General features: G+C 40.0%; 40 protein-coding genes and 1 tRNA gene. 37 read left to right on the top strand and 4 right to left on the bottom strand.

Annotated elements, in window-relative coordinates; all coding sequences use genetic code 11:
- Window positions 1-120 precede the first annotated feature (120 nt).
- The 31 genes from rplC to rpsI all read left to right on the top strand — a co-directional run bounded on the left by rplC (window position 121) and on the right by rpsI (window position 16,095).
- On the top strand, window positions 121-939 hold the full coding sequence (rplC, locus tag NUV69_02760; protein ID MCR4324582.1) for a 50S ribosomal protein L3: 819 nt from the start codon (window positions 121-123) through the stop codon (window positions 937-939).
- Entirely contained in the window at window positions 936-1,640 is a 705-nt protein-coding gene (gene rplD / locus NUV69_02755) for a 50S ribosomal protein L4 (GenBank protein ID MCR4324581.1), read from the top strand. The genes rplC and rplD overlap by 4 nt, the downstream gene beginning before the upstream one ends.
- Window positions 1,630-1,995, top strand: a complete 366-nt coding sequence (locus NUV69_02750) for a 50S ribosomal protein L23 (GenBank protein ID MCR4324580.1) — start codon at window positions 1,630-1,632, stop codon at window positions 1,993-1,995. Before rplD ends, NUV69_02750 begins: the two co-directional genes overlap by 11 nt.
- Window positions 1,996-2,823: a 50S ribosomal protein L2 gene (rplB, locus tag NUV69_02745; protein ID MCR4324579.1), complete on the top strand. Its 828-nt coding sequence runs from the start codon at window positions 1,996-1,998 to the stop codon at window positions 2,821-2,823.
- A 118-nt stretch (window positions 2,824-2,941) separates the two neighbouring features.
- Window positions 2,942-3,226, top strand: a complete 285-nt coding sequence (gene rpsS / locus NUV69_02740) for a 30S ribosomal protein S19 (protein ID MCR4324578.1) — start codon at window positions 2,942-2,944, stop codon at window positions 3,224-3,226.
- Between the two features lie 99 nt (window positions 3,227-3,325).
- A complete protein-coding gene (rplV, locus tag NUV69_02735; GenBank protein ID MCR4324577.1) occupies window positions 3,326-3,721 on the top strand; it encodes a 50S ribosomal protein L22 in 396 nt (131 codons plus the stop codon).
- Window positions 3,705-4,346 (top strand): 30S ribosomal protein S3, encoded by a 642-nt coding sequence (gene rpsC / locus NUV69_02730; protein MCR4324576.1) that lies wholly within the window; start codon window positions 3,705-3,707, stop codon window positions 4,344-4,346. The genes rplV and rpsC overlap by 17 nt, the downstream gene beginning before the upstream one ends.
- A gap of 154 nt (window positions 4,347-4,500) precedes the next feature.
- Window positions 4,501-4,908, top strand: coding sequence for a 50S ribosomal protein L16 (gene rplP, locus NUV69_02725; GenBank protein MCR4324575.1), 408 nt, complete (start codon window positions 4,501-4,503; stop codon window positions 4,906-4,908).
- A gap of 2 nt (window positions 4,909-4,910) precedes the next feature.
- Window positions 4,911-5,147 (top strand): 50S ribosomal protein L29, encoded by a 237-nt coding sequence (gene rpmC / locus NUV69_02720; GenBank protein ID MCR4324574.1) that lies wholly within the window; start codon window positions 4,911-4,913, stop codon window positions 5,145-5,147.
- A 10-nt stretch (window positions 5,148-5,157) separates the two neighbouring features.
- Window positions 5,158-5,364, top strand: coding sequence for a 30S ribosomal protein S17 (gene rpsQ / locus NUV69_02715; GenBank protein ID MCR4324573.1), 207 nt, complete (start codon window positions 5,158-5,160; stop codon window positions 5,362-5,364).
- Complete coding sequence (gene rplN, locus NUV69_02710) at window positions 5,365-5,733, top strand: 50S ribosomal protein L14 (GenBank protein MCR4324572.1); 369 nt, start codon at window positions 5,365-5,367, stop codon at window positions 5,731-5,733.
- Window position 5,734: 1 nt separating this feature from the next.
- Window positions 5,735-6,040, top strand: coding sequence for a 50S ribosomal protein L24 (rplX, locus tag NUV69_02705; protein ID MCR4324571.1), 306 nt, complete (start codon window positions 5,735-5,737; stop codon window positions 6,038-6,040).
- 1 nt (window position 6,041) lies between these two features.
- Window positions 6,042-6,584: a 50S ribosomal protein L5 gene (gene rplE / locus NUV69_02700; protein MCR4324570.1), complete on the top strand. Its 543-nt coding sequence runs from the start codon at window positions 6,042-6,044 to the stop codon at window positions 6,582-6,584.
- A 2-nt stretch (window positions 6,585-6,586) separates the two neighbouring features.
- On the top strand, window positions 6,587-6,772 hold the full coding sequence (locus NUV69_02695) for a type Z 30S ribosomal protein S14 (GenBank protein MCR4324569.1): 186 nt from the start codon (window positions 6,587-6,589) through the stop codon (window positions 6,770-6,772).
- Window positions 6,773-6,833: 61 nt separating this feature from the next.
- Window positions 6,834-7,208 (top strand): 30S ribosomal protein S8, encoded by a 375-nt coding sequence (rpsH, locus tag NUV69_02690; GenBank protein ID MCR4324568.1) that lies wholly within the window; start codon window positions 6,834-6,836, stop codon window positions 7,206-7,208.
- A gap of 121 nt (window positions 7,209-7,329) precedes the next feature.
- Window positions 7,330-7,872, top strand: coding sequence for a 50S ribosomal protein L6 (gene rplF, locus NUV69_02685; protein ID MCR4324567.1), 543 nt, complete (start codon window positions 7,330-7,332; stop codon window positions 7,870-7,872).
- A gap of 3 nt (window positions 7,873-7,875) precedes the next feature.
- A complete protein-coding gene (rplR, locus tag NUV69_02680; protein MCR4324566.1) occupies window positions 7,876-8,223 on the top strand; it encodes a 50S ribosomal protein L18 in 348 nt (115 codons plus the stop codon).
- 2 nt (window positions 8,224-8,225) lie between these two features.
- On the top strand, window positions 8,226-8,681 hold the full coding sequence (rpsE, locus tag NUV69_02675) for a 30S ribosomal protein S5 (GenBank protein ID MCR4324565.1): 456 nt from the start codon (window positions 8,226-8,228) through the stop codon (window positions 8,679-8,681).
- Window positions 8,678-9,202 (top strand): 50S ribosomal protein L15, encoded by a 525-nt coding sequence (gene rplO, locus NUV69_02670; GenBank protein MCR4324564.1) that lies wholly within the window; start codon window positions 8,678-8,680, stop codon window positions 9,200-9,202. Before rpsE ends, rplO begins: the two co-directional genes overlap by 4 nt.
- A complete protein-coding gene (gene secY, locus NUV69_02665) occupies window positions 9,199-10,488 on the top strand; it encodes a preprotein translocase subunit SecY (GenBank protein ID MCR4324563.1) in 1,290 nt (429 codons plus the stop codon). The genes rplO and secY overlap by 4 nt, the downstream gene beginning before the upstream one ends.
- Window positions 10,488-11,036 (top strand): nucleoside monophosphate kinase, encoded by a 549-nt coding sequence (locus NUV69_02660; GenBank protein ID MCR4324562.1) that lies wholly within the window; start codon window positions 10,488-10,490, stop codon window positions 11,034-11,036. The genes secY and NUV69_02660 overlap by 1 nt, the downstream gene beginning before the upstream one ends.
- A complete protein-coding gene (gene map, locus NUV69_02655) occupies window positions 11,017-11,766 on the top strand; it encodes a type I methionyl aminopeptidase (protein ID MCR4324561.1) in 750 nt (249 codons plus the stop codon). The genes NUV69_02660 and map overlap by 20 nt, the downstream gene beginning before the upstream one ends.
- Before the next feature lie 32 nt (window positions 11,767-11,798).
- Window positions 11,799-12,038, top strand: a complete 240-nt coding sequence (gene infA / locus NUV69_02650) for a translation initiation factor IF-1 (GenBank protein ID MCR4324560.1) — start codon at window positions 11,799-11,801, stop codon at window positions 12,036-12,038.
- A gap of 112 nt (window positions 12,039-12,150) precedes the next feature.
- A complete protein-coding gene (rpmJ, locus tag NUV69_02645; GenBank protein MCR4324559.1) occupies window positions 12,151-12,264 on the top strand; it encodes a 50S ribosomal protein L36 in 114 nt (37 codons plus the stop codon).
- A gap of 1 nt (window position 12,265) precedes the next feature.
- Window positions 12,266-12,664: a 30S ribosomal protein S13 gene (gene rpsM, locus NUV69_02640; protein ID MCR4324558.1), complete on the top strand. Its 399-nt coding sequence runs from the start codon at window positions 12,266-12,268 to the stop codon at window positions 12,662-12,664.
- A 3-nt stretch (window positions 12,665-12,667) separates the two neighbouring features.
- A complete protein-coding gene (gene rpsK, locus NUV69_02635; GenBank protein ID MCR4324557.1) occupies window positions 12,668-13,063 on the top strand; it encodes a 30S ribosomal protein S11 in 396 nt (131 codons plus the stop codon).
- Window position 13,064: 1 nt separating this feature from the next.
- Window positions 13,065-13,673, top strand: coding sequence for a 30S ribosomal protein S4 (rpsD, locus tag NUV69_02630; protein MCR4324556.1), 609 nt, complete (start codon window positions 13,065-13,067; stop codon window positions 13,671-13,673).
- A 154-nt stretch (window positions 13,674-13,827) separates the two neighbouring features.
- A complete protein-coding gene (locus NUV69_02625) occupies window positions 13,828-14,751 on the top strand; it encodes a DNA-directed RNA polymerase subunit alpha (GenBank protein ID MCR4324555.1) in 924 nt (307 codons plus the stop codon).
- A complete protein-coding gene (rplQ, locus tag NUV69_02620) occupies window positions 14,748-15,233 on the top strand; it encodes a 50S ribosomal protein L17 (GenBank protein ID MCR4324554.1) in 486 nt (161 codons plus the stop codon). The genes NUV69_02625 and rplQ overlap by 4 nt, the downstream gene beginning before the upstream one ends.
- Complete coding sequence (gene rplM / locus NUV69_02615; protein ID MCR4324553.1) at window positions 15,230-15,646, top strand: 50S ribosomal protein L13; 417 nt, start codon at window positions 15,230-15,232, stop codon at window positions 15,644-15,646. The genes rplQ and rplM overlap by 4 nt, the downstream gene beginning before the upstream one ends.
- Window positions 15,643-16,095: a 30S ribosomal protein S9 gene (rpsI, locus tag NUV69_02610; protein ID MCR4324552.1), complete on the top strand. Its 453-nt coding sequence runs from the start codon at window positions 15,643-15,645 to the stop codon at window positions 16,093-16,095. Before rplM ends, rpsI begins: the two co-directional genes overlap by 4 nt.
- A gap of 142 nt (window positions 16,096-16,237) precedes the next feature.
- Here the strand turns inward: rpsI and NUV69_02605 are convergent, their stop codons facing one another.
- The 3 genes from NUV69_02605 to NUV69_02595 form a co-directional block, all read right to left on the bottom strand.
- A complete protein-coding gene (locus tag NUV69_02605) occupies window positions 16,238-16,522 on the bottom strand; it encodes a hypothetical protein (protein MCR4324551.1) in 285 nt (94 codons plus the stop codon).
- Between the two features lie 87 nt (window positions 16,523-16,609).
- Entirely contained in the window at window positions 16,610-17,071 is a 462-nt protein-coding gene (locus NUV69_02600; GenBank protein ID MCR4324550.1) for a hypothetical protein, read from the bottom strand.
- A gap of 153 nt (window positions 17,072-17,224) precedes the next feature.
- Window positions 17,225-17,295 (bottom strand) — tRNA-Pro (locus NUV69_02595).
- 229 nt (window positions 17,296-17,524) lie between these two features.
- On the opposite strand from NUV69_02595, the gene recA reads away from it, so the two are divergent.
- From recA to NUV69_02575, 4 genes are all read left to right on the top strand, one after another.
- On the top strand, window positions 17,525-18,607 hold the full coding sequence (recA, locus tag NUV69_02590; protein ID MCR4324549.1) for a recombinase RecA: 1,083 nt from the start codon (window positions 17,525-17,527) through the stop codon (window positions 18,605-18,607).
- Window positions 18,608-18,615: 8 nt separating this feature from the next.
- A complete protein-coding gene (locus NUV69_02585; protein MCR4324548.1) occupies window positions 18,616-19,272 on the top strand; it encodes a RecX family transcriptional regulator in 657 nt (218 codons plus the stop codon).
- Window positions 19,273-19,410: 138 nt separating this feature from the next.
- Entirely contained in the window at window positions 19,411-20,910 is a 1,500-nt protein-coding gene (gene rny / locus NUV69_02580; GenBank protein MCR4324547.1) for a ribonuclease Y, read from the top strand.
- Window positions 20,911-20,998: 88 nt separating this feature from the next.
- Window positions 20,999-21,271, top strand: coding sequence for an HU family DNA-binding protein (locus NUV69_02575; protein MCR4324546.1), 273 nt, complete (start codon window positions 20,999-21,001; stop codon window positions 21,269-21,271).
- Between the two features lie 11 nt (window positions 21,272-21,282).
- Here NUV69_02575 and NUV69_02570 read toward each other — a convergent pair whose 3' ends face one another.
- Window positions 21,283-21,594, bottom strand: coding sequence for a hypothetical protein (locus NUV69_02570; GenBank protein MCR4324545.1), 312 nt, complete (start codon window positions 21,592-21,594; stop codon window positions 21,283-21,285).
- A gap of 103 nt (window positions 21,595-21,697) precedes the next feature.
- On the opposite strand from NUV69_02570, the gene NUV69_02565 reads away from it, so the two are divergent.
- The gene (locus NUV69_02565) at window positions 21,698-22,066 is read left to right on the top strand and encodes a diacylglycerol kinase family protein (GenBank protein MCR4324544.1); all 369 of its coding nucleotides are present in this window, start codon (window positions 21,698-21,700) and stop codon (window positions 22,064-22,066) included.
- 22 nt (window positions 22,067-22,088) lie between these two features.
- A complete protein-coding gene (locus NUV69_02560; GenBank protein ID MCR4324543.1) occupies window positions 22,089-23,246 on the top strand; it encodes a MiaB/RimO family radical SAM methylthiotransferase in 1,158 nt (385 codons plus the stop codon).
- Window positions 23,247-23,332: the final 86 nt, after the last annotated feature.

Genomic DNA, 23,332 nt, shown 5'->3' with positions numbered 1-23,332 from the left:
AAAAACAATTAAATAATAATCGATTAACGAGAGACGTTAATTGGTGGGGCACCTGAAACTCACAGGAATGTGATTAATTTCAAGGAGTCCTGCTTTTTTAGTACTTTTTGGGAAACTTAAATGTTAAACACAATTATTGGAATAAAAGGAGAAATGAAATCAGGCTATGACACGAGGGGTCAAAGAATCCCCGTTACTGTTTTGCGCGTTGAACCGAACGTTATTGCTCAGTTAAGGGATAAGAAAGTCCTTTTAGGCTTTGGCACAAAGAAACAAGTCAAAAAAACTGACAATAAATTTATAACAGATCTTGGCTACGCACCAAAGTTTAGAAAAGAAGTTAAAAGTGAAGGCGAAATAAAAATTGGAGATAAGATAACTGTCTCCCTTTTTGCAAAAGGAGATGCCGTTAAAGTAACTGGAATATCAAAAGGAAAAGGTTTTGCAGGGGGAATTAAAAGATGGGGATTCCACGGAGGTCCTAAAACCCATGGACAATCAGACAGACATCGTGCTCCAGGATCTATCGGGCAGGGAACAACGCCGGGGCGGGTTTTAAAAGGCAAAAAAATGGCGGGGCATTATGGGAGCGCACAATCAACAACGATAGGGCTGGAAGTAATAGAAGTTGATATTGCCAACAACTTGCTACTAGTAAAAGGAGCAGTGCCAGGCGCCAAAAACGGCTATTTAATAATCGAAAAAACAGGAAAAGTTAAAAGATATATTGCGCCTCCGGAAGAAAAACCGGATGAAGATGAAGGAGAAGGAGAAGGAGAAAAGAAGACTGAAGGCAAGTCCGAAGATGGCGATAAACCAAAGGGGGAAGAAAAACCCCAAAAAACTGAGCAAAAAGACGAAGGTCTCATCGAATCTGAGCCCGAGGGCTCATCCCTCAGAGTCGAACGACCTGATCAAAGCGGAGGGAAAGATAAATGAGTGAAAGTGTTAAAGCTCAAACTGAACTAAAACCAAAAGTGGCAGTTGCTAAAAAACCTGTCGCAAAAACTGCGGCTGTTAAAAGACCAAGTGCAAAAGCTTTCGACATGCAAGGAAAGGCAGCCGGAGTGGTGGCACTGCCAAAAGAAATATTTGGTCAAGAGCCGAACGAGAAGCTTTTAACGCAAGCCCTCAGAATCTATAGGTTCAATGAAGCAAGCAATACTGCAAATACCAAAACCCGTGGTGAAGTAAGAGGTGGAGGAGCGAAGCCATGGAGACAAAAGGGAACAGGAAGGGCACGAGCGGGGTCTCGAAGGTCTCCGCTTTGGGTTGGTGGAGGAATAACATTTGGGCCACAAACAAAAATTGTGAAGTTATCCCTGCCTAAAAAAATGAAGCACAAAGCATTAATCTCCGCTCTCTCCACTAAAACTGAAGCAGGACAAATAAAAGTAATTACTAATTTAGAAAAAGTTGAACCAAAAACAAAAATCGTTGCAAATCTTTTGAAAAGGCTGGAAATTTCTGGAAAAACGATACTTGTAGTTTCACAAAAAAGCCAAAATATAAAACTCGCATCCAGAAATATCAAAGGAATTCTTATCGACACTCCTCAGGGACTTAACGCGTATCGAGTATTACAAGTAAGAAACCTTTTACTCTCGAAGGAGGCGGTAGAAAAATTTAATGACAAATAAAAACATAGTGCAAAAAGCAATACTTTCTGAAAAAGCGTATGGCCTCATGGAAAAAGGTATCTACACTTTTATGGTAGAAAAGCACTCTACAAAAGAAGAAATTGCAAAATATGTCCAAAACTTATTTTCAGTAGACGTTGTCAACGTAAACATTGCCTCTGTTAAACCAAAAACAAAAAGGGTCAACAAAACTAAAAAATTCACAAAAAGCGGAGGGGGCAAAAAAGCAATAGTAACTTTAAAAGCGGGCCAAAAGATTGCAATACTTTCACCAAAAACCGCTTCCAAAAAAACAAAAACATCCGGCAAAGAAAAAGACGTCGAAATAGCAAATATAGAAGGGAAGGAAAAATAAATGGCAATTAAAATTTACAGACCAACAACACCAGGACAAAGATTTAAATCAGGGCTAACGTTTGAAGAAATAACAAAAACAAAGCCCGAAAAAACTCTTGTCTCCGCACTCAACAAAACAGGGGGAAGGGCAGGCACCGGTAAAGTGTCGGTCAGAGGAAAGGGTGGCGGCCATAAAAGAAATTTTAGGCAAGTAGATTTTAAAAGAAACAAAAGGGAAATTATGGCAAAAGTAGCTAGCATTGAATACGATCCTAACAGATCTGCAAATATCGCCCTTTTGCATTATGTCGACGGCGAAAAAAGATATATTCTTGCTCCAGTTGGTCTGAATGTAAATATTAACGTGGTCAGCGGCCAAGCTGCAGTGATCAAACCGGGTAACGCGCTACCTCTTGGCAGAATGCCTATTGGGACTGTAATCCACAATGTAGAACTCATTCCCGGCAGAGGCGGCCAGATCGTTAGAAGTGCAGGGGCGGGAGCAATAGTTGCCGCAAAAGAAGGAACTTGGGTACACATAAAACTTCCCTCAAAAGAAGTCAGAAAAGTTAACGCTACCTGTTATGCAACAGTTGGCCAAGTGGGAAACGTCGAATGGAAAAAGATTTCAATCGGAAAAGCGGGAAGGGCCAGACACATGGGCATGAAACCAAAAGTTAGAGGTGTTGCCATGGATCCCGGTTCTCATCCACACGGTGGTGGAGAAGCAAAATCCGGCACAGGAATGAATCCAAAAACTCCATGGGGTAAACCGGCAATGGGTAAGAAAACAAGAAACAGGAATAAGCCATCAAGCAAATTCATATTATCGAGACGACGTAAATGACAATTAATTTTAAAAATCTAAAATTAAAATTTGGATCTGGGTTTGCCAGTCCAAATTTGTCCAATAAAGGGAAAGGGAATATTAAGGGAAAACCGTTAGGTTTGCCCTTAAAGTCAAAATGAGTAGATCGAGTAAGAAAGGTCCATACGTTGACGAAAAATTAATGAAGAAAGTTATGGCCCAAAAACAGGCTGCACAAAAAGCACCTATTAAAACTTGGGCTAGGGCTAGCCAGATTGCGCCCGAATTTGTAAATCATACGTTCTCCGTTCATAACGGCAGAACATTCATTAATGTTTTCGTTTCCGAACCAATGGTAGGTCACAGGCTCGGTGAATTCGCGCCAACCAGAACTTTTAGAGGACACGGCAAAATGACAGAAAAATCATCAGCAAAAAAATGAAATTTTTTAACGAATACGAACAAATTAAACCGAATATGAACAAATATTCGTATAAATTAGCAAAATTAGTTCAAATTAGTAAGTAACCGGAGGTTACAAATGGAAGTAATTGCAACAGCTAAAAACATAAGAATATCACCGCAAAAAGTCAGCATTGTTACTGATCAAATCAAAAAAGTAAAACCGGCTGACGGCATTGCAGTCCTGGATTTTGTTGACAAATCTGCGGCAAAACCCGTAAAGAAGGTAATTGCATCGGCAATAGCAAACGCCAAGAATAATTTTAATTTAGATGAAGGCACATTATCGTTCAAGTCAATAATAGTGACAAAAGGACCCGTGTTTAAAAGATACAGAGCAGTCTCAAGAGGCAGAGCTCACCCGATTCTTAAACGGACAAGCCACATAAGGATTGTTCTTGAAGGTCAGCCAAAAGCAAAGTCAGAGCCAAAAGAAAAAGTTATTGAAGGAGGGGAAAATGGGACAAAAAGTTAGTCCTTTCGGATTCAGATTAGGAACCGTTTACACCTGGAAGTCAAGATGGTTTGCGCCAAAGGGTGAAGTATACGCAAAGCAGCTACTTGAAGATCAACAGCTGAGAAAGTACTTAATGGAAAACCTTAGAGCTGCAGGTATAACTGAAGTAGAAATCGAAAGGTCCTTCGACAAAAGAACCATATTTATTCACGTAGCAAGACCCGGTGTCGCAATCGGCAGAGGAGGTACGGGGATTGAACAACTTAAAGAAGCGTTAATCAAAAAATTTAAAATCTCGGATCCGGGTAAATTAGAAATAAAATTTGAGGAAGTTAAATCTCCGGACCTAAATGCCTATCTGGTTGCGACAAACATCGGCGACCAGCTGACAAGAAGAATACCGTTTAGGAGAGTAATGTCTCAATCTTTGGAACGAGCAAAAAGATCGGGCGCAAAAGGCGTAAGAATATCGCTTGCAGGAAGACTTGGTGGTTCGGAAATAGCACGTCGTGAAACTGTAAAAGACGGTGCCATACCACTGCACACAATTAGAGCGGAAATAGACTTTGCCAAAATACACGTTAAAGTTCCAAAAGCAGGAATCGTGGGAGTAAAAGTTTGGATATTAAAACAAGAAGCATGAATAACAACATCAAAAATCAAAAGTCAAAAATCAAATTTATGGAAGTTCTCGACTTCGCTCGAACAATAAAATTAAAAGTTAACGAAGTTAACCTCCTTAACTTTGAACTTTGCACTTTGAACTTTAAACTTTCTGCGACTGAAAGGAGCAAACCATGTTAGCGCCAAAAAGAGCAAAATTTAGGAAACAATTTAGAGGGAAAATGGGTGGCGTCTCGATAAGAGGCAGCGTCCTCGCCTTTGGTTCATATGGACTCAAAAGTCAGGCGGCGGGTTGGGTGACTGCCAGGCAAATTGAAGCGGCAAGGCGCGCAATGACTCACTATACCAAAAGAGGTGGGCGTATTTGGATTAGGATTTTTCCAGACAAACCTGTTACCAAAAAGCCAGCAGAAACCCGTATGGGTTCTGGTAAAGGTGACGTTGACCAATACGTTGCAGTTGTAAGACCTGGAGTAATCATTTTTGAAATGGGAGCAGTAGAGGAAAAAGTTGCCATGGAGGCAATGAGACTTGCAGCTCATAAGTTACCACTTAAGACAAAAATAGTAACAAAAGGATAAAGATGAAAAAAAACGAATTTGATAGTTTAAAAAATAAAACAGTAGATGATCTTAAAAAAACAATTCAAGATTTTAGAAAAGAAGTTGCTAACACTCAGCTAGAAACAAGAATGGGAAAAGTTAAAAACGTACACATGGCAAATTCAAAGAGAAAAGAAATAGCAATAGCTAAGACTATACTTTCGGCAAAAATAAGTGCAGACAAAGTAGCGAAGGAGGACAAAAATGCCACAAGTTAAACAAGGTACAGTGGTTTCTGTCAAAATGCAAAACACAGTCGTTGTTAATGTAGCAAGCAAGATAAAGCATCCTCTGTACAAAAAGCAAATTACAAGAACCAAAAAATTTAAAGCGCATAACGATCTAGAAGTTAAGGTTGGTCAAACCGTCAAAATCATAGAATCAAAACCTTTTTCAAAAGATGTCCATTTTAAAGTTTTGGAGGTTGTATCTTAAATGCTCATTAAAAGATCAAAACTAATTGTTGCAGACAATAGTGGCGCAAAAGGTCTCTATGTAATTGGTATGGGTAAGGGCACAGGGAAAAGGTTTCTCAGGCTTGGAGAAATTGCGACGTGTGTTGTCCACGGAGCAAGTCCAACAGGACAAGTTAAAGATCACGAAAAGGTTAAGGCTGTAATTGTCAGAACAAGAAAAGAAACGAGAAGAAGAGACGGCTCATACGTCAGGTTTTCCGAAAACGCTGCCGTGATAATAGACCAAACAAAAGCACCTAGGGGAACCAGAATATTCGGACCCATCGCGCAGGAAGTAAAAGAAAAAGGTTTCGCTAAAATTGCGTCACTCGCCAAGGAGGTCGTTTAAAATGTTAAAAATTAAAGCCGGTGATGAAGTCTTAATAAACGTAGGCAAAGACAAAGGTAAAAAAGGCAAAGTCGAAAAAGTTTTGGCCAAAGAAAGCAAAATAGTGGTCGCTGGAGTAAACGTTTATAAAAGGCATAAAAAAGCGACCGCAACTCAAAAGGCCGGTATATATGAAATAACAAGACCAATTGTTATATCTAAAGCAGCTCTTATTTGCCCTAAATGCGGTAAACCGACAAGGGTTGGGTTTCAAATAGAAGGTAAAACTAAAAAAAGGATATGCAAGAAGTGTAAAGGAGAAATATAAAATGGCATCACTGCAGGCAATATACAACGAACAAGTGTTACCAAAGTTAAAAGAGGAATTAAAACTTACGAACAACCTCTCGGTTCCCCGTATCGAAAAAGTCGTTTTGAATATGGGGCTAGCAGAAGCTGCAGGGAACAAAGAAGTAATGGCAAAAGCAGCGGAACAACTGGCAGCTATTTCTGGACAAAAACCAAGGGTTACGAAAGCAAAAAAAGCTATCTCGGGATTCTCTCTGAGACAAGGAGACGAAATAGGACTTGCAGTTACCCTAAGAGGCAAGAAGGCATGGAACTTTTTAGAAAAATTAACAATTATAGTTCTACCAAAAATGAGAGATTTCCGCGGGCTTACGACAGATAAATTTGACCGTGCGGGCAATTACAGTCTCGGTATTGCGGAACAAGTTCTATTTTCGGAAGTTGATTATTCGAAAGTAGACAAAGTTAGAGGTTTAGTTGTCACAATCGTTATCAAAAATAGTGATCCAGAGAAATCCAAAAAATTATTGGAACAAATTGGAGTTCCATTTAGAAAAGTTTAAAAATGGCAAGAAAATCTAAAGTTATTAAAAACGATAAAAAGCAGAAATTTGAAGTAAGGCACAGAAACCGTTGCCGTCTATGCGGCAGGCCAAGGGCTTATCTAAGAAAATTTGGTATGTGCAGGCTTTGTTTCAGGGAACTTGTTCATAAAGGAGAAGTGCCAGGAGTGAAAAAATCATCATGGTAATAATTAACTTTAAATTTGAAATTTTAAATTTAAAATTTTTGCGACAGAAAGGAGCAAAACAGTGGATCCAATAGCAGACATGTTAGTTGCGATAAAAAATGGTTATATGGCCCGGAAACAAACCGTTTCTATGCCGCATTCAAAATTCAAATTTGAGATTGCTAAAGTTTTAGAAAAAAGTAAATTTATCGCTAGCGTTCAAAAAACAGACACTAAACTCGAAGTAGGTCTCTTATACGAAAACAATAAACCAAAGTTAAAAGAAGTCAAAAAAGTCTCTAAATTAGGTCTTAGAGTTTACACAAAAAGCAAAGATATTAAGTCTATAAAAGGCGGAAGAGGCATAACAATTGTTTCTACACCTCAAGGTGTTATGACGGGAAGCGATGCAAGGTCTAAAAAATTAGGGGGAGAAGTGATATGTATTGTATGGTAACCAAAAATATCAAATATCAAATATCAAATATCAAAATAAAAAGCCAAAAATCTTTTGGCTTCCTCAATTTTGAACTTTGCACTTTGAACTTTGAGATTCTTGCGACTGAAAGGAGCATATTATGTCAAAGATAGGAAAACAACCAGTACCGATCCCACAAGGCGTTACGGTTTCCGTGATGGATTCTCAAATTAACGTAGTGGGCCCAAAGGGTGAATTGTCATTCCAAATTCGTCCAGAAATAAAAGTCGATGTGAATGACGGGAAAGTAGACGTAAATCGCCTTTCAGAAACAAAATTTGCTAAATCTCTTCACGGGTTAACCAGAAGCGTTATTGCAAATATGGTAAAGGGTGTAACAGATGGGCACGAAAAAGTTTTGGAACTCGTTGGTGTTGGTTACCGCGCAGCAAAACAAGGCGAGAGTCTGGTATTGAATATTGGATATTCGCATCCCGTGACCTTTGAACAAATCAAAGGTATAAATATCGAAGCCAAAGAAAACAAAATAATAATAAGCGGCGCCGATAAAGTTCTGGTCGGTGAAGTAGCCGCTAAAATCAGAAGAGTAAGACCGCCTGAGCCTTACAAAGGGAAAGGTATCAAATACGCCGGTGAGATTGTAAGAAGAAAGGCAGGCAAAGCAGTCAAAACTGCGCAATAATCTATGGTAAACAAACAACTTAAAAGACAAAAGCGACATTTCAAAATAAGAAGAAGAATTTCGGGAACCAGCGAACAGCCACGACTGACTGTGTACAGATCTAATAAATTCTTGTACGCACAAATAATAGACGACACAAACTCTAAAACGCTTGTTGCGGCATCAAGTGCCATCAAGTCTGGCGAGAAGGAAAATAAAGTCGAAAAAGCGAAGAAGGTAGGAACAGAACTCGCAAAAGCCGCGCTTGTTAAAAAAATCAAAAAAGTAGTTTTCGACCGTGGAGGCTACAAATATAGTGGAAGAGTTAAAGCGCTCGCAGAAGGCGCGAGAGAAGGAGGGTTAATCTTCTAAAAATGGCAAATCCATATTATCAAGACCAACCTAAAGAATTCGACGAAAAAGTCATTCAAGTCAACAGGGTATCCAAAAAAACTCAGGGCGGAAACAAAATAGGCTTTTCCGTTTTGATGGTAATAGGCGATAAAAAAGGCAGAGTAGGTGTGGGTCTTGGAAAAGCAAAAGACGTATCTTCTGGAATAAGAAAAGGAATCGCTTACGCCAAAAAGCATTTAATAGAGGTGCCTTTGGTAAACGGAACGATTCCTCACGATGTTTATATTAAAAGAGGAGCCGCAAAAATCATCCTTAAACCCGCTCCCGAAGGTTCGGGTGTAATTGCAGGCGGCGCAGTAAGAAGCGTAGTAGAAGCAGCTGGAATTAGGAATATTTCAAGTAAAGTTCTTGGAACTAAAAATCAAGCTTCCAACGTTTACGCAACTTTGGAAGCGCTTAAAAGTCTTGAAAGATGAAACTTGATAAATTACCAAAACTAAAAAAGAACTCCCCGAAAAGGATTGGCCGAGGGCCGGGATCAGGGAAAGGGAAAACCAGCGGCAGGGGGCAAAAAGGTCAAAATGCAAGAGGAAAACTATCAATTGGACATCCTCATTTTGAAGGTGGTCAAAGGCCTCTTTTCAAAAGGCTCCCCTATAGAAGAGGCAAAGGGAATAAAAAGATATCTAAAAAACCTCTAGTTGTAAACCTGCGCGACTTAAGTAGCATTCCCAAAGGATCAGCAGTTAATCTAGAGACCCTAATAGAATTAAGAATCGTTGATAAGGCAGATGCAAAAGTCTATGGAGTCAAAATTTTAGGCGAAGGAATTCTAACAAATTCTCTTAACATTGCTCTCCCGACATCAAAAAGCGCAGCAGAAAAAATCACCCAAGCAGGAGGTAAAATCCTACCTGGTGATGTCCAAAAGACAGAAAAAACAACAACCAAAAAACCAGTTAAACCTTCACCTAAAAAAGAAATACCTAGCAAATGAAATATTTAGAACTAATCAGGAAAATATTCAGAGTAAAAGAATTAAGAAAGAAAATACTTTTCACAGCATTTATATTTCTCGTGTTTAGAATTTTCGCCTTCGTCCCTGTTCCAGGTGTCGACTTAGCATCAATCAAAAACATTTTTGCTCAAAGTCAGCTACTCTCTCTTCTCGACATTTTTTCCGGCGGAACCTTAGCTAATTTTTCTGTTATGTCCCTCGGCCTAAATCCTTACATTAACGCCAGCATTATCATGCAGCTTTTGCAATTGGTAATTCCAAAACTAGACGAGATGGCAAAGGAAGGAGAATCGGGTAGAGAGAAAATTAACCAGTACACAAGGTACCTCACTGTTCCCCTTGCTGTAATGCAGTCATTTGGTATGTATATTCTTTTGAGAAACTCTCAAATCATCTCTACGATTACACCCTTAAGCCTTCTTTCACTCGTCGCGACGATGGCCGCCGGCACGATTCTGTTGATGTGGTTAGGAGAACTGATTACAGAAAAGGGCATAGGCAACGGAATATCAATGATAATTTTCGCAGGAATAGTAGCAAGGTTACCCGTAACTTTATTTCAGACCGCGTCCGTTTTCGACCCGAGTCAAATCAGAAATATCCTAATCTTTTTAGCAATGGCTCTTTTGGTCATCGTCTCCATAGTTATAGTTACGGAAGCACGAAGGCCAATTCCTGTAAATTACTCAAGAAGGGCAGCAAATGCGGCAACTAGTGTCGTTTCAAGTTACATACCACTAAGAGTAAATCAAGCAGGTGTTATACCAATAATTTTCGCAGTATCATTGATTCTCTTACCAACTACATTTGCAAATTTTCTTCAATCATCACCGAACGTTTTTGTCGCAAATTTAGCACAAACCATTCAAAGAGCATTCAATCCTGTAGGCATCGCCTATAACGTCACATATTTTGTACTTGTGGTTGCTTTCACGTATTTCTACACCACAGTCGCTTTTAACACAAAACAAATTTCCGAAATGTTAATGAAACAAGGAGGATTTCTCCCCGGAATTCGTCCCGGAAAACCAACAAAAGCATTTTTGGATTATGTCTCGCTTCGGATCACGCTTTTTGGCGCTTTATTTTTAGGACTTATCGCAATTCTTCCGTCAATCGGTCAAAGACTAACGGGGATTTCAACGCTTATGGTTGGGGGTACAGGTCTTTTAATAGTCGTTTCGGTAGTTTTGGAAACAACCAAGCAGGTAGGATCACAACTTGTAATGAGAGATTATGATTCATTTTTGAGGAGGCGCAAATAATGAAACTAATATTTCTTGGCCCTCAGGGATCAGGAAAATCGACGCAGGCAAAAATGCTTGCAGAGAAATTAAATTTGCCTTACGTCGAAATGGGCCAAATTCTTAGGGATAAAGCCGAAGACAATGACGAAGATGCGGCAAAAATTAGATACGCGCTCGAAACAGGAAATCTTGTTCCGAACGAAATAACAATAGAAGCACTCAAACAAAGGTTAGAGAAACCAGACGCAAAAGGTGGTTTTGTTTTGGACGGTTATCCAAGAAACATAACCCAACTTGAACAGCTGCCTTACAAAGCAGACAAAGCAATTTACGTTAAGGTGTCGGACGATGAGGCGCTCACAAGGCTCACAAAAAGGGGAAGGCATGATGACAGCGAAGATATTATAAAAAGAAGACTGGAATTATTTCATTCGGAAACTGAACCACTTATTTCTGAATTTGAAAAAAGTGGAATGTTAATTGAAATCGACGGCGAAAGAACTATTGAGGAAATTCACGAAGACATAAGGGCAAGAGTACAAGAAAATGAAGATGGTAAAAAATGATAAGCAAATAGAGTCAATGAAGATTTCTGGGAAAATTGCCGCCCTTGCTCTAAAAAAAGTCTTACAAAATGTAAAAGTCGGAGCAAAGTGTATAGATCTTGATAAAATCGCGCAAGACGAAATAGAAAAACATGGAGCGAAACTTTCCTTTCCGACAGTCGAAGATTACAAATGGGCGACGTGCATTACGATAAATAATCAGGTGGTACATGGCATACCAACAGAGAGAAAATTAGAGGAGGGCGATATTTTGAGCATCGACACAGGGGCACTTTACGAAGGTTTCCATAGTGACATGGCTATTTCTGTTCCGGTAGGCAAAGTCAAACCGTCCACTGAAAAGTTTTTAGAAGTTGGCCGGAAAGCTTTGGAGGAAGCCATCAAAAAGGCAAAGCCAGGCAATCATATCGGAGATATTTCAGCGACATTGCAAATAAATATAGAAGAAGCTGGGTATTCTGTTGTAAAAAACTTGACGGGTCACGGGATTGGTAGAGAACTTCATGAAGAGCCAATGGTTCCAGGTTTTGGGGAAGAAGGAACAGGACTAAAAATTAAAGAAGGTATGACGCTTGCAGTCGAAGCGATTTACGCTGAAGGCTCTGGTAATATAATGATGGAATCTGATGGTTGGACCATAAGTACTGAAGACGGATCGCTCGGAGGGTTGTTTGAAAAAACAATAGCAGTCACAAAAAGTGGCCCTATAGTCTTGACGCCGTATCTTTAAATTATGTACAATACAGTTTCGGATCAAAAGTCATGAAGCCAGGAATCATTGAAGTCGAAGGAGAAGTAATTGAAGCTCTGCCCAACACAATGTTTAGGGTTAAAATCGCAAGAGGATCGCTGCCAAGCGTTGAAGAAGACAAGGTTGTTCTCTGCCATCTTTCCGGAAAAATGAGAATCCATTATGTAAGAATCCTTCCCGGAGACAGAGTTAGGATTGAAATGACGCCTTACGATTTAACAAAAGGGAGAATATCGTACAGACTTAGGTAATATGAGTTTAAAATATAAAATTAATTTTGGATCTGGCTTTGCCAGTACAAAATCGTCCACTAAAAGAGAAAGGAAATATTAAAGGGAAACCGTAGGTGTCCCTTTAAAGTGTATGAAAGTTCAAGCAAGCGTTAGAAAAAGATGTGTAAATTGTAAAATCGTCAAAAGACGAGGGGTCCTTTACGTAATTTGTGTTAACCCTCGTCATAAGCAAAGACAAGGATAACATGGCAAGAATTGCAGGAGTAGACTTACCAAACGAAAAACGAATAGAAGCCTCCCTTCCTTATATATATGGAGTTGGGCCAAAGGTGACAAAAGATATTCTAATTAAATGTCAAATAGACCCAAGCACAAGAACGAAGAACTTAACGGAAGGTGAAGTAAGCAAGTTGCAAAAAGCGCTTGAAGAATATAAAGTCGAAGGCGACCTAAGGCGCGAAGTTCAAGGAAACATTAAAAGGTTGCAAGAAATTGGAAGCTACAGGGGTACGAGACACACGAAAAATTTACCGGCACGAGGACAAAGAACCAGAACCAACGCCAGAACCAAAAGAGGCAAACGAATAACAATAGGAACTGTCAGAAAAGAAGTGGTTACAAACCAACCACCTAAACAGCAATAATATATGGCACAAGCAAAAACCAAATCAAAGCCAAAAGAAAGAAGTAGAAAAAGTTTAAGCACTGCAAGGGCTTACGTTACTGCAACTTTCAACAACACCATAATCACAATTACCGATGAAAACGGTAATACTGTTTTATGGGGATCTGCTGGGGCATCCGGATTTAAGGGCGCAAGAAAAGCGACTCCTTATGCTGCAACTTCAACAGTTGATAACCTAGCCAAAAAAGCCAAAGAACTCGGAGTCACGAAAATCGAGCTTTATATTAAAGGTCCCGGGCCGGGGAGAGATGGAGCAATTAGAGCATTCAAGTCTGCCGGTCTGGATATAACAATGATTGCAGACGTAACGCCGATTCCACACAACGGGCCAAGAGCAACAAAAAGGAGAAGAGCATAAAATGGCAAGATATACAGGACCAAAACATAGACTTTGTCGAGCAGAAGGCGTTGCCCTTTGTGGTTCACCCAAGTGTCCAGTTACTAGAAAAAATGCAGGACCTCCAGGTCAGCACGGTGCAAAGATGAGAAGAAAGCTTTCCGAATACGGAATTCAGTTGCGAGAAAAACAAAAAGTAAAAAGAATGTACGGCATATTAGAACGACAATTCGCCAAGTACTATAAAATGGCGGCGGGCAAGAAAGTCGCAACCGGCGAGGCACTTCTTAGTATTCTGGAAACCCGACTCGACAACGTCGTTTATCGCTTAAACCTTGCATCAAGCCGAAGTCAAGCAAGGCAACTCGTTTCGCACGGGCACGTCTTAGTCAACGGAAAGAAAGTGACAATACCATCCTTCAATGTTAAAATTGGTGATGTCATTTCTCTGTCGACAAAAACTGCCAACCTCGATTTCATTAAAAAACTGATAGAGGACACAAAAGATGCGAAACTTCCTCCGTGGCTGGAAAGAAAAGCTACTGTTGGAAAAGTTGCAGCTATGCCCAAACGTGAAGATTTAGACGTTGAAGTAAACGAAAGATTAATCGTTGAGTTCTATTCAAGATAAAATTATGGAAAGAGCTATCATAAAATCTAAAATTAAATCTGGCTTAGCCAGTTTAATTTTGTCCATTAAAGGAAAAGGAATATTAAGGGAAAACCTGTCTGCCGACAGGCAGGCCGTAGGTTGTCCCTTAAATTAAAAAAAGGAGGTGAATTAGATGCTTGATTTATCACAGATAGAAGTCCAAACAGAAAAAGAAACACCAAATTTTGGTAAGTTTATTATTGAACCTTTAGATCAAGGATATGGTCACACAATCGGAAATTCCCTCAGAAGAGTACTCTTAAGTTCTCTTTCCGGCGCAGCTATTACTCAAGTCAAAATAGCTGGTGTTCGTCATCAATTTTCTACCCTTTCCGGAATGTCCGAGGATATTGTCGAATTTATTCTTAATCTCAAAAAAGTAAGATTAAAAATAACTTCAGACAAGCCAGTTAAATTATCTCTTGATGTAAGAGGTCCAAAAGAAGTTAAGGCTAGCGATATTGAAAGAAGCGCAGGCGTAGAAATAGTCAATGCCGATTTGACTATCGCACATCTTGCAGACAGCAAGAGCAGACTTTCCGTACAAATGGTTGCAGAAGTCGGCAGTGGTTATTCTCTTGCAACAGAGAGAAAAACCGGCGAAATTGGATTAATTCCTCTGGATGCCAATTTTTCACCCGTTATTAATGTTAATTACAAAGTAGAAGCAACACGTATCGGAAGGGTTACAAACTTTGACAAATTAACACTGGAAATAACAACGGACGGAACCATAAAAGCGTCAGACGCACTAAGACAATCAGCTAAGATTTTGGTAGATCATTTTGCAACAATTTACGAACCTCAGCAGGCGAAGAAAAAAGAGGTCCCAGAAACACAAGTTACTGAAGTAACTGGTGAACTAAGAAACACTTCTCTTGAAGAACTCGACCTTCCCGTAAGACTCACAAATAGTCTTAAATCGGGAAAGATAGAAACGATAGGAGATTTTCTGGACAGAGACAGAAGAGAACTCTTAAAGATGAAAAATATGGGTCCTAAATCGATTTCCCTCGTTGAGGAAAAGCTTAGAGAGAAAGGAATAGAGGCAAAGTGAGACACTTAAACTCTGGACGCAAACTTGGAAGGGATACTAACGCAAGAAAGGCGCTTACGAACAATTTAGCAAGCGCTCTACTTGTGTCTGGAAAAATTACGACAACTCTGACAAAAGCGAAGTTCGCAAAAGGCCACATCGAAGAACTCATTACACTTGCGGCTAAAAATAAGTTATCCAAAAATAGACGTCTGGCCGCGACTCTTAGTCGAGATGCCTTCCAAAAACTAATTAGGGAAATTGGACCAGGCTTTAAAGAGAGACCGGGTGGTTACACTCGAATTATCAAGCTAAATACAAGGACCGGAGATTCTTCTCCGATGGCAAGACTAGAGATTTTAGAATTCGAAAAACCTAAAGTCGCTGTCGTGGCTAGCAAACCGGAGACAGCTAAAGGGGCGGCCACTCTAGCCAAAAAACCGGTAGATACAGAAACGACCAAATCTGCCAAGCCAAAGTCAACAGAAGTCAAAAAGAAATGAAAAACCCGAAAGCTGCAGAAATAAAAAGAGAGTGGCGCCAAATAGACGCAAAAGGAAAAATACTAGGAAGACTCTCCACAGAAGTCGCGCACATCCTTATGGGTAAAAACAAACCTTACTACGCGCCGTATATGGATTGTGGAGATAACGTTGTTGTGGTTAACTCAGCGAAAGTCGAACTGTCTGGAAAGAAAGAAATTAATAAACCTTATTATCGACATTCAGGGTACCCAGGCGGCCTTAAGGTTAAAACTGCACAACAAGTAAGAAGCCAAAAAAGTGAGGAGTTAATTAGGCATTCAGTCAAAGGAATGTTACCGAAAAATAAATTAGCAAGAGGTATGCTTAAAAAACTTTACATTTTTCCTGGTTCCGAAAACCCTTTTCAAGATAAATTTTCTAAACCAAAATGAACGACGAATTAAAAACAACTGAGGTAGCATCACCGCCAATAACTACAAACAAAAAAACACCCGGATATATTTCCGTGCACGGACGAAGGAAAGAAGCAACTGCGAGCATAAGACTTTTTACGGGTAAAGGAGAGACACTTGTAAATGATACTCCTGCAGAAAAATACTTCACGTCAGCAGTCGCCAAAAGCATGTGGCAAAAGCCTTTCAGGTTAACTAAAACAAACGATACATTTTACGCGACAATCAGGGTTGTGGGTTCAGGCAAAGCCAGCCAGATCGACGCGATAATACTTGGACTATCAAGAGCGTTGAGTGCGGCGAGTCCAGAATATAGAGCGATTCTTAAAAAAGCTCATCTTTTGACACGCGACCCCAGAGTTAAAGAAAGACGAAAGTACGGAAACGCGCAAAAAGCGCGAAAAGGGAAACAATCTCCAAAGCGATAAAGCTCAAATCATTTTTTCCCAACGAGCAAAGATATATCTCGCTGTAACTTTTTGAGACCCTGATTTATTTGATTTAGCGTTGCCATTATTGCTTTATCTTGCGTGTCATCCTCTTCGATGTCCTCAGATATTTCTTCAACTTTCACCGGATATCTTCGATTTCATCCTCAACTGCTTCCAGGGATGCAGTATTTCTATTAACCGTCATTTGAATAAAAATTGCCATGTAAATTGCTTCAAGCGATACAGCTGTTGTCAAAATGAGTAGAATCTTATCTGTGCTGACACCAAAAATTGAGAGCGCAAAAATCCCCATGAATAATAAAGTATGCAAGATTATAGACAATGGAGTACCAATCCAATGAGTAAGTTGGAAAGAGAATCCTTCCAGAACGTCCAATTTATTTTTTCTTATCTTTTTAGGCATAAAAAAAACACCTCGTAGGTCTACATAGTTTCTCAAACTTATCCTATGGAAAGCAAATTTAATGAGCGAAGAAGTAATCCAGCGATATTAGAAATTTCCTTCAAAAATATGCTCTTCAGGTTTTCCATCCAGACCATTTAACCTAGTTTCAAGAGTAACAACAACTTTATTGTAATCTGTTAGATCTATATCATCTCGAAAATCAATTCTCATTTCGGCTCCTTCAGGATAAAGTTCACCAGTTGAAAGAAATAAATTCCCCTTCGCCAACCAAGCCTCATAAAATTTTCCCTCTGGAGGACTCGGGAGCTCCCCCGACACACTGTGCCTAAACCATTTTCCGTCATAGTTTCTTGATGAATGTAATGTCCCTTCAACATTTCCAACAGAGTTAAGCTGTATGAGTTCAAATCCTTCTATGCCCGGAGTAAGTTGACTGGTAACTTGCGAAGAATCAGATCTACTAAGGTATCCCTTTGAATACAAAAAGTAAATGAGGGGTACACCAACCAAAATCAATAGTAATACAAATAAGAGCAGCTTACGCACTTCAAGTTAATGATATGCGCTTTTATAAAAGCAGTCAACCACAAACATAAGAAGATGTCGGGGAGGGGAGAATATCAGCTCTCGCAAGCTCACCTGATATTTCTTCGCTTCGCTCGAAATCGAATCCCGATACAACACTTTTTGACAGCTATGTCGGGGTGCTCGGAATCGAACCGAGACTATACACACCCCATGCGTACGTACTACCACTATACTACACCCCGAAAATCTGCCACTACTTTTTCGCTTGCGAAAAATCAAAGTTCTTCAAGCGAGCAGTAAAATTATCAAATACTGCGAGCGAAGAAGGTTTTTATACTGCTCCCCTAACAGGGGATATTATATATCGTCGAGGCAATTTTCTCACTCGTAAAACTGCTTATTGTATTTTAGGATTAACTGTAGTAAAAATAACCCTGATTTGACTCTGCTCCGAACCTTACCTTTCAAAAAATGAGTTCCGACGCTAAAAAACAAGCAATCGCAACTGCCATCTCCCAAATAGAAAAAGCCTATGGGAAAGGCTCCATCATGAAGATGGGGGAATCTGTAGGCAAATGGGACATAGAGGTTATCTCCACAGGGATAATTCCAGTAGATCTCGCCCTCGGCGTTGGCGGTTTGCCCCGGGGTAGAATTATTGAAATTTATGGCCCGGAAGCTTCCGGAAAAACTTCAGTAGCCCTTTCTATAATTGCCCAAGCGCAGAAAAATGGCGGCAACGTTGCGTTAATCGACGCCGAACACGCCCTCGATCCTGTATGGGCCCAAAAGATTGGCGTTAATCTTGAAGACCTACTCATCTCTCAACCAGACACCGGTGAACAAGCATTGGAAATAACAGAAACATTAATTCGCTCTGGGGCAGTCGACGTCATAGTTATCGATTCGGTTGCAGCTCTTGTCCCTAGGGCGGAAATAGAAGGCGAGATGGGCGATTCCGTAATGGGAATTCAGGCCAGATTAATGTCCCAGGCCCTCAGAAAATTAACTGGTGCAATCTCAAAATCCAAAACCATCGCCATTTTCACTAACCAACTCCGAGAAAAAATCGGCATCATGTTTGGGAATCCTGAAGTGACTCCGGGTGGTCGAGCTCTCAAGTTTTATTCTTCTGTCAGGCTTGATATTCGCAGGATTGATAATATAAAGGAAGGCGACAAAGTAATCGGCAGCCGGCATCGAGTAAAAGTTGTCAAAAATAAAGTTGCTCCTCCCTTTAGAATTGCAGAATTCGACATAATGGCCGAAGAAGGCATATCAAGAGAGGCGGGACTCTTGGATGTTGCCGTAGAACTTGGGCTAGTCTCCAAGTCAGGCGCATTTTTCCGCCTCGGCACAAAACTGATTGGCCAAGGTAGAGAAAGCGCCAAGGCATATCTTGCTGAACATAAAAAAGAAGCCCAAAGCCTAGAAAAAGAAATTTGGGCAAAAGTCAAAAAAGGGTCAGGGATTAAGCCAACAAAAGTCATAAACCACGAAAGCGAAGACGACGAAATTTTAGAGTCATTAACAGGAGAATCACCTCAAGTGTAAATCTGTTTGTGCCACAGATAACTTCTATAGAACCTCAAAAGAAAAACCCCCAGAGATTCAATATTTTCCTCGATGGAAAATTCGCCTTTGGAGTTAAAGAAATTGCCGTTTTCGAACACAACTTAAAAATCGGTAAAAACATTACCGAAGAAGACGTAACAAATATCTTGGCCAAAGAAGAAATAGGGAGGCTTACAGACCTTGCCGCCCACTTTTTATCGTACAGGCCGAGAAGCGAAAAAGAAGTTGCAGATTATTTGATAAAAAAGATTTCACTAAGACAAAAAATTAAATTCCATGAAGCAAAAGAAAGTCTACAGATAGCAATTGTCATAAAAAAGTTAAAAAAATACAAATACATCAACGACCAACAGTTTGCAAAGTGGTTCATTGAATCAAGAATGCGCTCTAAGCCAAAAGGGAAAATCGCATTAAGATCCGAATTAAAAGCCAAAGGCGTCGAAGAAGATTTGATTGCGAAGATGTTAGAAGGTGCAGTTAACGAGTTGGAACTTGCCCAAAAAGCTATTCAAAAAAAGATCAAAAGGTGGCAAAATCTTTCCAATTTAGATCTTAAAAAAAAGGTGTATATGTATTTAGGGGCGCGAGGATTCAGCGTAGAAATAATCCGCGAAATATTTGCAAATTTACCGAAAAAGGGCTAGAATTTTAAATTAAAGAAAGAGAAATAGCATTTTTGTAAGTGTGAAAAATGAATTACCAAACGGGATCTTTCTCCATTCGTATTTAAACTTACACCAGTTCCTCAGAAGCAGGAAATATTTTGCATTTCTCACAATTAAATGGCTAAAGTTTTTGGTAAAAAAACTCAATATAACGATCAACGAGACCAAGTGAATGAACCCAAAAAGGTCGTCGTTTCTGTGGGAAACTCAGGAGGCAATAGCGATCAATCATCACACGCAAGAAACATAGTTCAGGACGCAAGAGACGAAGCCTTCCGCATTAAAAAAGCCGCGGAAGACGAAGCCAGAAAACTTAGGCAAGAATCCCTCGAAATTGAAAAGAGGATTGCCCAAAAAGAGGAATCCCTAGAATCAAAGATCGAGGAATTGTCTCGCCAAGAAGGAAGTTTCCAAAGTAAAACCCAAGCGATTCTCAAGCAGGAAAAAGAACTCGAAAAACTAAGAGACGATCTTTCTGAAAAACTCCAAAAAGTAACCAGCCTTACATCCGAAGAAGCCAAGAAAATAATTCTAGAAAATACAGAAGAAAAATTAAAAAGCGAAATCGCAAAAAGAATTAAAGAAGCCGAAGAGGAAATTAAAGCATCGGCAGATGAGAAAGCAAAAGAAATTTTAATAAATTCCATGATGGCAGGCGCCACTGATTGGGTCGCGGAATACACGGTTAGCACAATAAAGCTTGAATCAGACGATATCAAAGGCCGAATTATCGGGAAAGAAGGCAGAAACATTCGCGCCTTCGAACTTGCGACTGGAGTAGACGTTGAACTCGACAGTGATATAGAAGGTGAAGTAAGGCTTTCTTCCTTTGATTCTGTAAGAAGGGAAATTGCCAGAATGGCGCTCGAATGGTTAGTAAAAGATGCAAGGATCCAACCAACTCGGATCGAGCAGCTCGTAGAAAAAGCAAGGCAACAAGTCGAAGAAGACATGTCAGAAGCTGGAAGGAAAGCCGCTCACGAGCTTGGCCTTTACAATCTACCCCAGGAAGCTCTCGACACCTTAGGTCGACTCAAATTCCGATATTCATACGGCCAAAACCAATTAATCGCGTCTTTGGAAACCGGTAAAATTGCTAAAAAACTCGCAGAAGAATTAGGGGCAAACAGTACAATTGCAGCAACTGGAGGCCTCTTCCATGATATCGGAAAAACTCAGGTAGACAAAGAAGGGACTCATGTGCAGCTAGGTGTGGAGCTGGCCAAAAAATGGAATTTCCCTCAACAGGTTATCGATTGTATCGCTCAGCATCATGAAGACGAGCCTTTCTCCCATAACGAATCTATTATCGTTCATATCGCAGACGCGGTTTCTGGCGCAAGACCAGGTGCGCGCCATGAAGCAGTAGAGGACTACATTAAGAGACTTACAGAAATTGAAAATATCGCCATGAACTACGAAGGTGTCGACAAAGCCTACGCAATTCAAGCAGGGAGAGAAGTAAGAGTTATAGTTAATCCGCAGATTTTAGACGATGATAAGATCGTGATTCTCGCCCACGAAATTAAAGAAAGATTAGAAAAAGAGCTTGCATACCCCGGACAGATAACCGTTACAGTTATTCGTGAAACAAGGGCAGTCGATATTGCAAAGTGATTGACTAACTTAGCTTGAGTGAATATAATTCTAGTTTGTAAGACTGTCAAAGGAAACCGCAAGGTTTCCTAAAAAATAGGGGAAAATTATGACGAAAAACGAACTTGCCGAAAGAGTTTCCAAAAAAGTAGGTTTAACCAAAAAGTCGGGTTTTGACGCAGTCAATGCTGTTTTTGGAACGATCCGTGAATCACTTGCAAAAGGTGATAAAGTTGTAATTACGGGTTTCGGAACGTTCAAGGTTAGAAATCGAAAAACCAGGAAAGGTCGCAATCCCCAAACCGGCGACGCCATACAAATTGGCGGGCACAAACTCCCCGGCTTCACAGCCGGAAAAACTCTCAGAAGACTAATTAAATAATTTAAGAAGAATCAAGCAGCTTTCCTTTTAGCTTTTAATCTAGCAGCTCTATCGGCAAAAATTATAAGTCCCTTTTTAGACTCATGATCGCCAACCTGTTCAGGGGTAGTCAATGAACTAGATTTCACCGTAGATGGAACGTGAGATCCGTTTATTGTCCTTGGGTCGAGTATTTCTACGCCAGAAAGTTCTGCGTCTATTGGAGGTTTTGGGAAAATACCCTGAATCTCATCGCGTATTGAATCATACTTCGCTTTTTTGACGGCGTCGTCATTACTGTTGCTTACAACAGTTCCTAGTCTCTCTGTATCTTTTTCTGTCATTTTATTACTCTTTCTGGCCGAAATATACTCTTTTCGAGGCTAAAAGTCAACGTAGCCAAATCCTATAGCTTGCCAGATATGTGCCGCTATGTATAATTAAATAATGGTAAAACGAGACTCATTTTTAGTCCATCAAGTGAAAAGCTTCTCTTTTGCAATTGAAGGAATAGCGTACAGCTTCAAAAAAGGAACACATTTCAAAATTCATACAATAACTGCAATTGCCGTTGTTGTTTTGGGTCTTTTCTACACAGTCTCGCCCTTAGAATGGCTAGTATTAATTTTAACAATATCAGCAGTCATTTCTGCAGAAACAATGAATACGGCAATCGAAGAAACATGCGACATTTTACATCCAGACGAGCATCCGAAAGCTAGGCTTGCAAAGCACTGTGCTGCAGGCGCGGTCCTTATTCTTTCAGTCGCCGCAGCCGCAATCGGCATAATTATTTTTGCTCCCAAAATCATCTAATTCTGTGCTAAAATTTCAAGCGATGAAAGATTCTACTTTTTATATTAAGACGTTTGGTTGCCAGCAAAATATAGCTGACAGCGAAAGGATTTCCAGCTACTACGTAGCGCGAGGGTACAAGGTTGCAAAATCAATGAAAACCGCAAGCGCTGTTGTCATTAATACCTGCATGATCCGTCAAAGCGCAGAAGATAGAGTAACGGGCTTGGTCAAAAATATAACAGCAAATAGAAAAGAAAAACCCAAAATCGTCATTACTGGGTGTATGGTTGGAATGGCAGCGAGAGACGAAACTGGAAAGTATTTAAAAGCCTTAAGAAATCGTATGCCCGAAGTCGACGAATTTTTACCGCTCGAAGAAGTCGGCTTTGATTACCCGGCGCTGAGACATACGGTCGAACATTCCTGGGTACCAATTTCTAATGGTTGTAACAATTTCTGCACATTCTGCGTAGTCCCTTTCACAAGGGGGAGAGAAGTCTCTAGACCATTTGCAGACATTCTTGGTGAAATAGATGAACTAGCAAAACTCGGCTGTCGCCAAGTAACGCTTTTAGGTCAAAACGTTAACTCCTATGGAACAGATTTAGTCAAAAACGCTCAAAAAGGTTATTTGCTTCCAAATGGTAAAAAGGTAAAACCAGTGATGGTAAAACATTTGGGACGATACAGAATACCTACCCTTTTTCCTTATCTATTGGAAGAAGTTTGCAAAACTCGCGGAATCGAAAAAGTGAAGTTTATTTCTTCTAATCCCTGGGATTTTTCGGATGAGCTTATAGAAACTATCGCGAAGAATCCCAAAGTAGACAGAAACATCCATCTTGCAGTTCAGTCCGGAGACGACTCAGTTCTAAAACGAATGAACAGATGGTACACAAGAGATCAGTACATTAAGCTGACCCAAAAAATAAAAAACAAAGTCAAAGACGCTCAAATTTCAACAGACATAATTGTCGGTTTTCCGGGTGAAACCAAAGAACAATTCGAAAACACAGTAAAGCTCGCCAAGGAAGTTGGTTTTACCTATGCTTACGTTAACAAATATTCACTTAGACCCAATACAGCAGCCACAAAAGCATTCGAAGACAACATAACCCACAAGGAAAAAGATCGAAGATTCCAAATTCTCGATTCTCTAATAAACCAAAACGCAAATCCTCGTTCTGCTATTCACTAAGCACCTAAAATTAATTTTGAATCTAGCTTTTGCTAGTTCAAAATTGTCCTCTTAGGGAAAGAGGAATATTAAGGAGAAAACCGTAG

This window comes from Candidatus Curtissbacteria bacterium (assembly GCA_024654445.1).
In the GTDB taxonomy this organism is placed as follows: domain Bacteria; phylum Patescibacteriota; class Microgenomatia; order Curtissbacterales; family GWA2-41-24; genus JANLHP01.
This window is presented reverse-complemented; position numbering and strand designations above follow the sequence as displayed.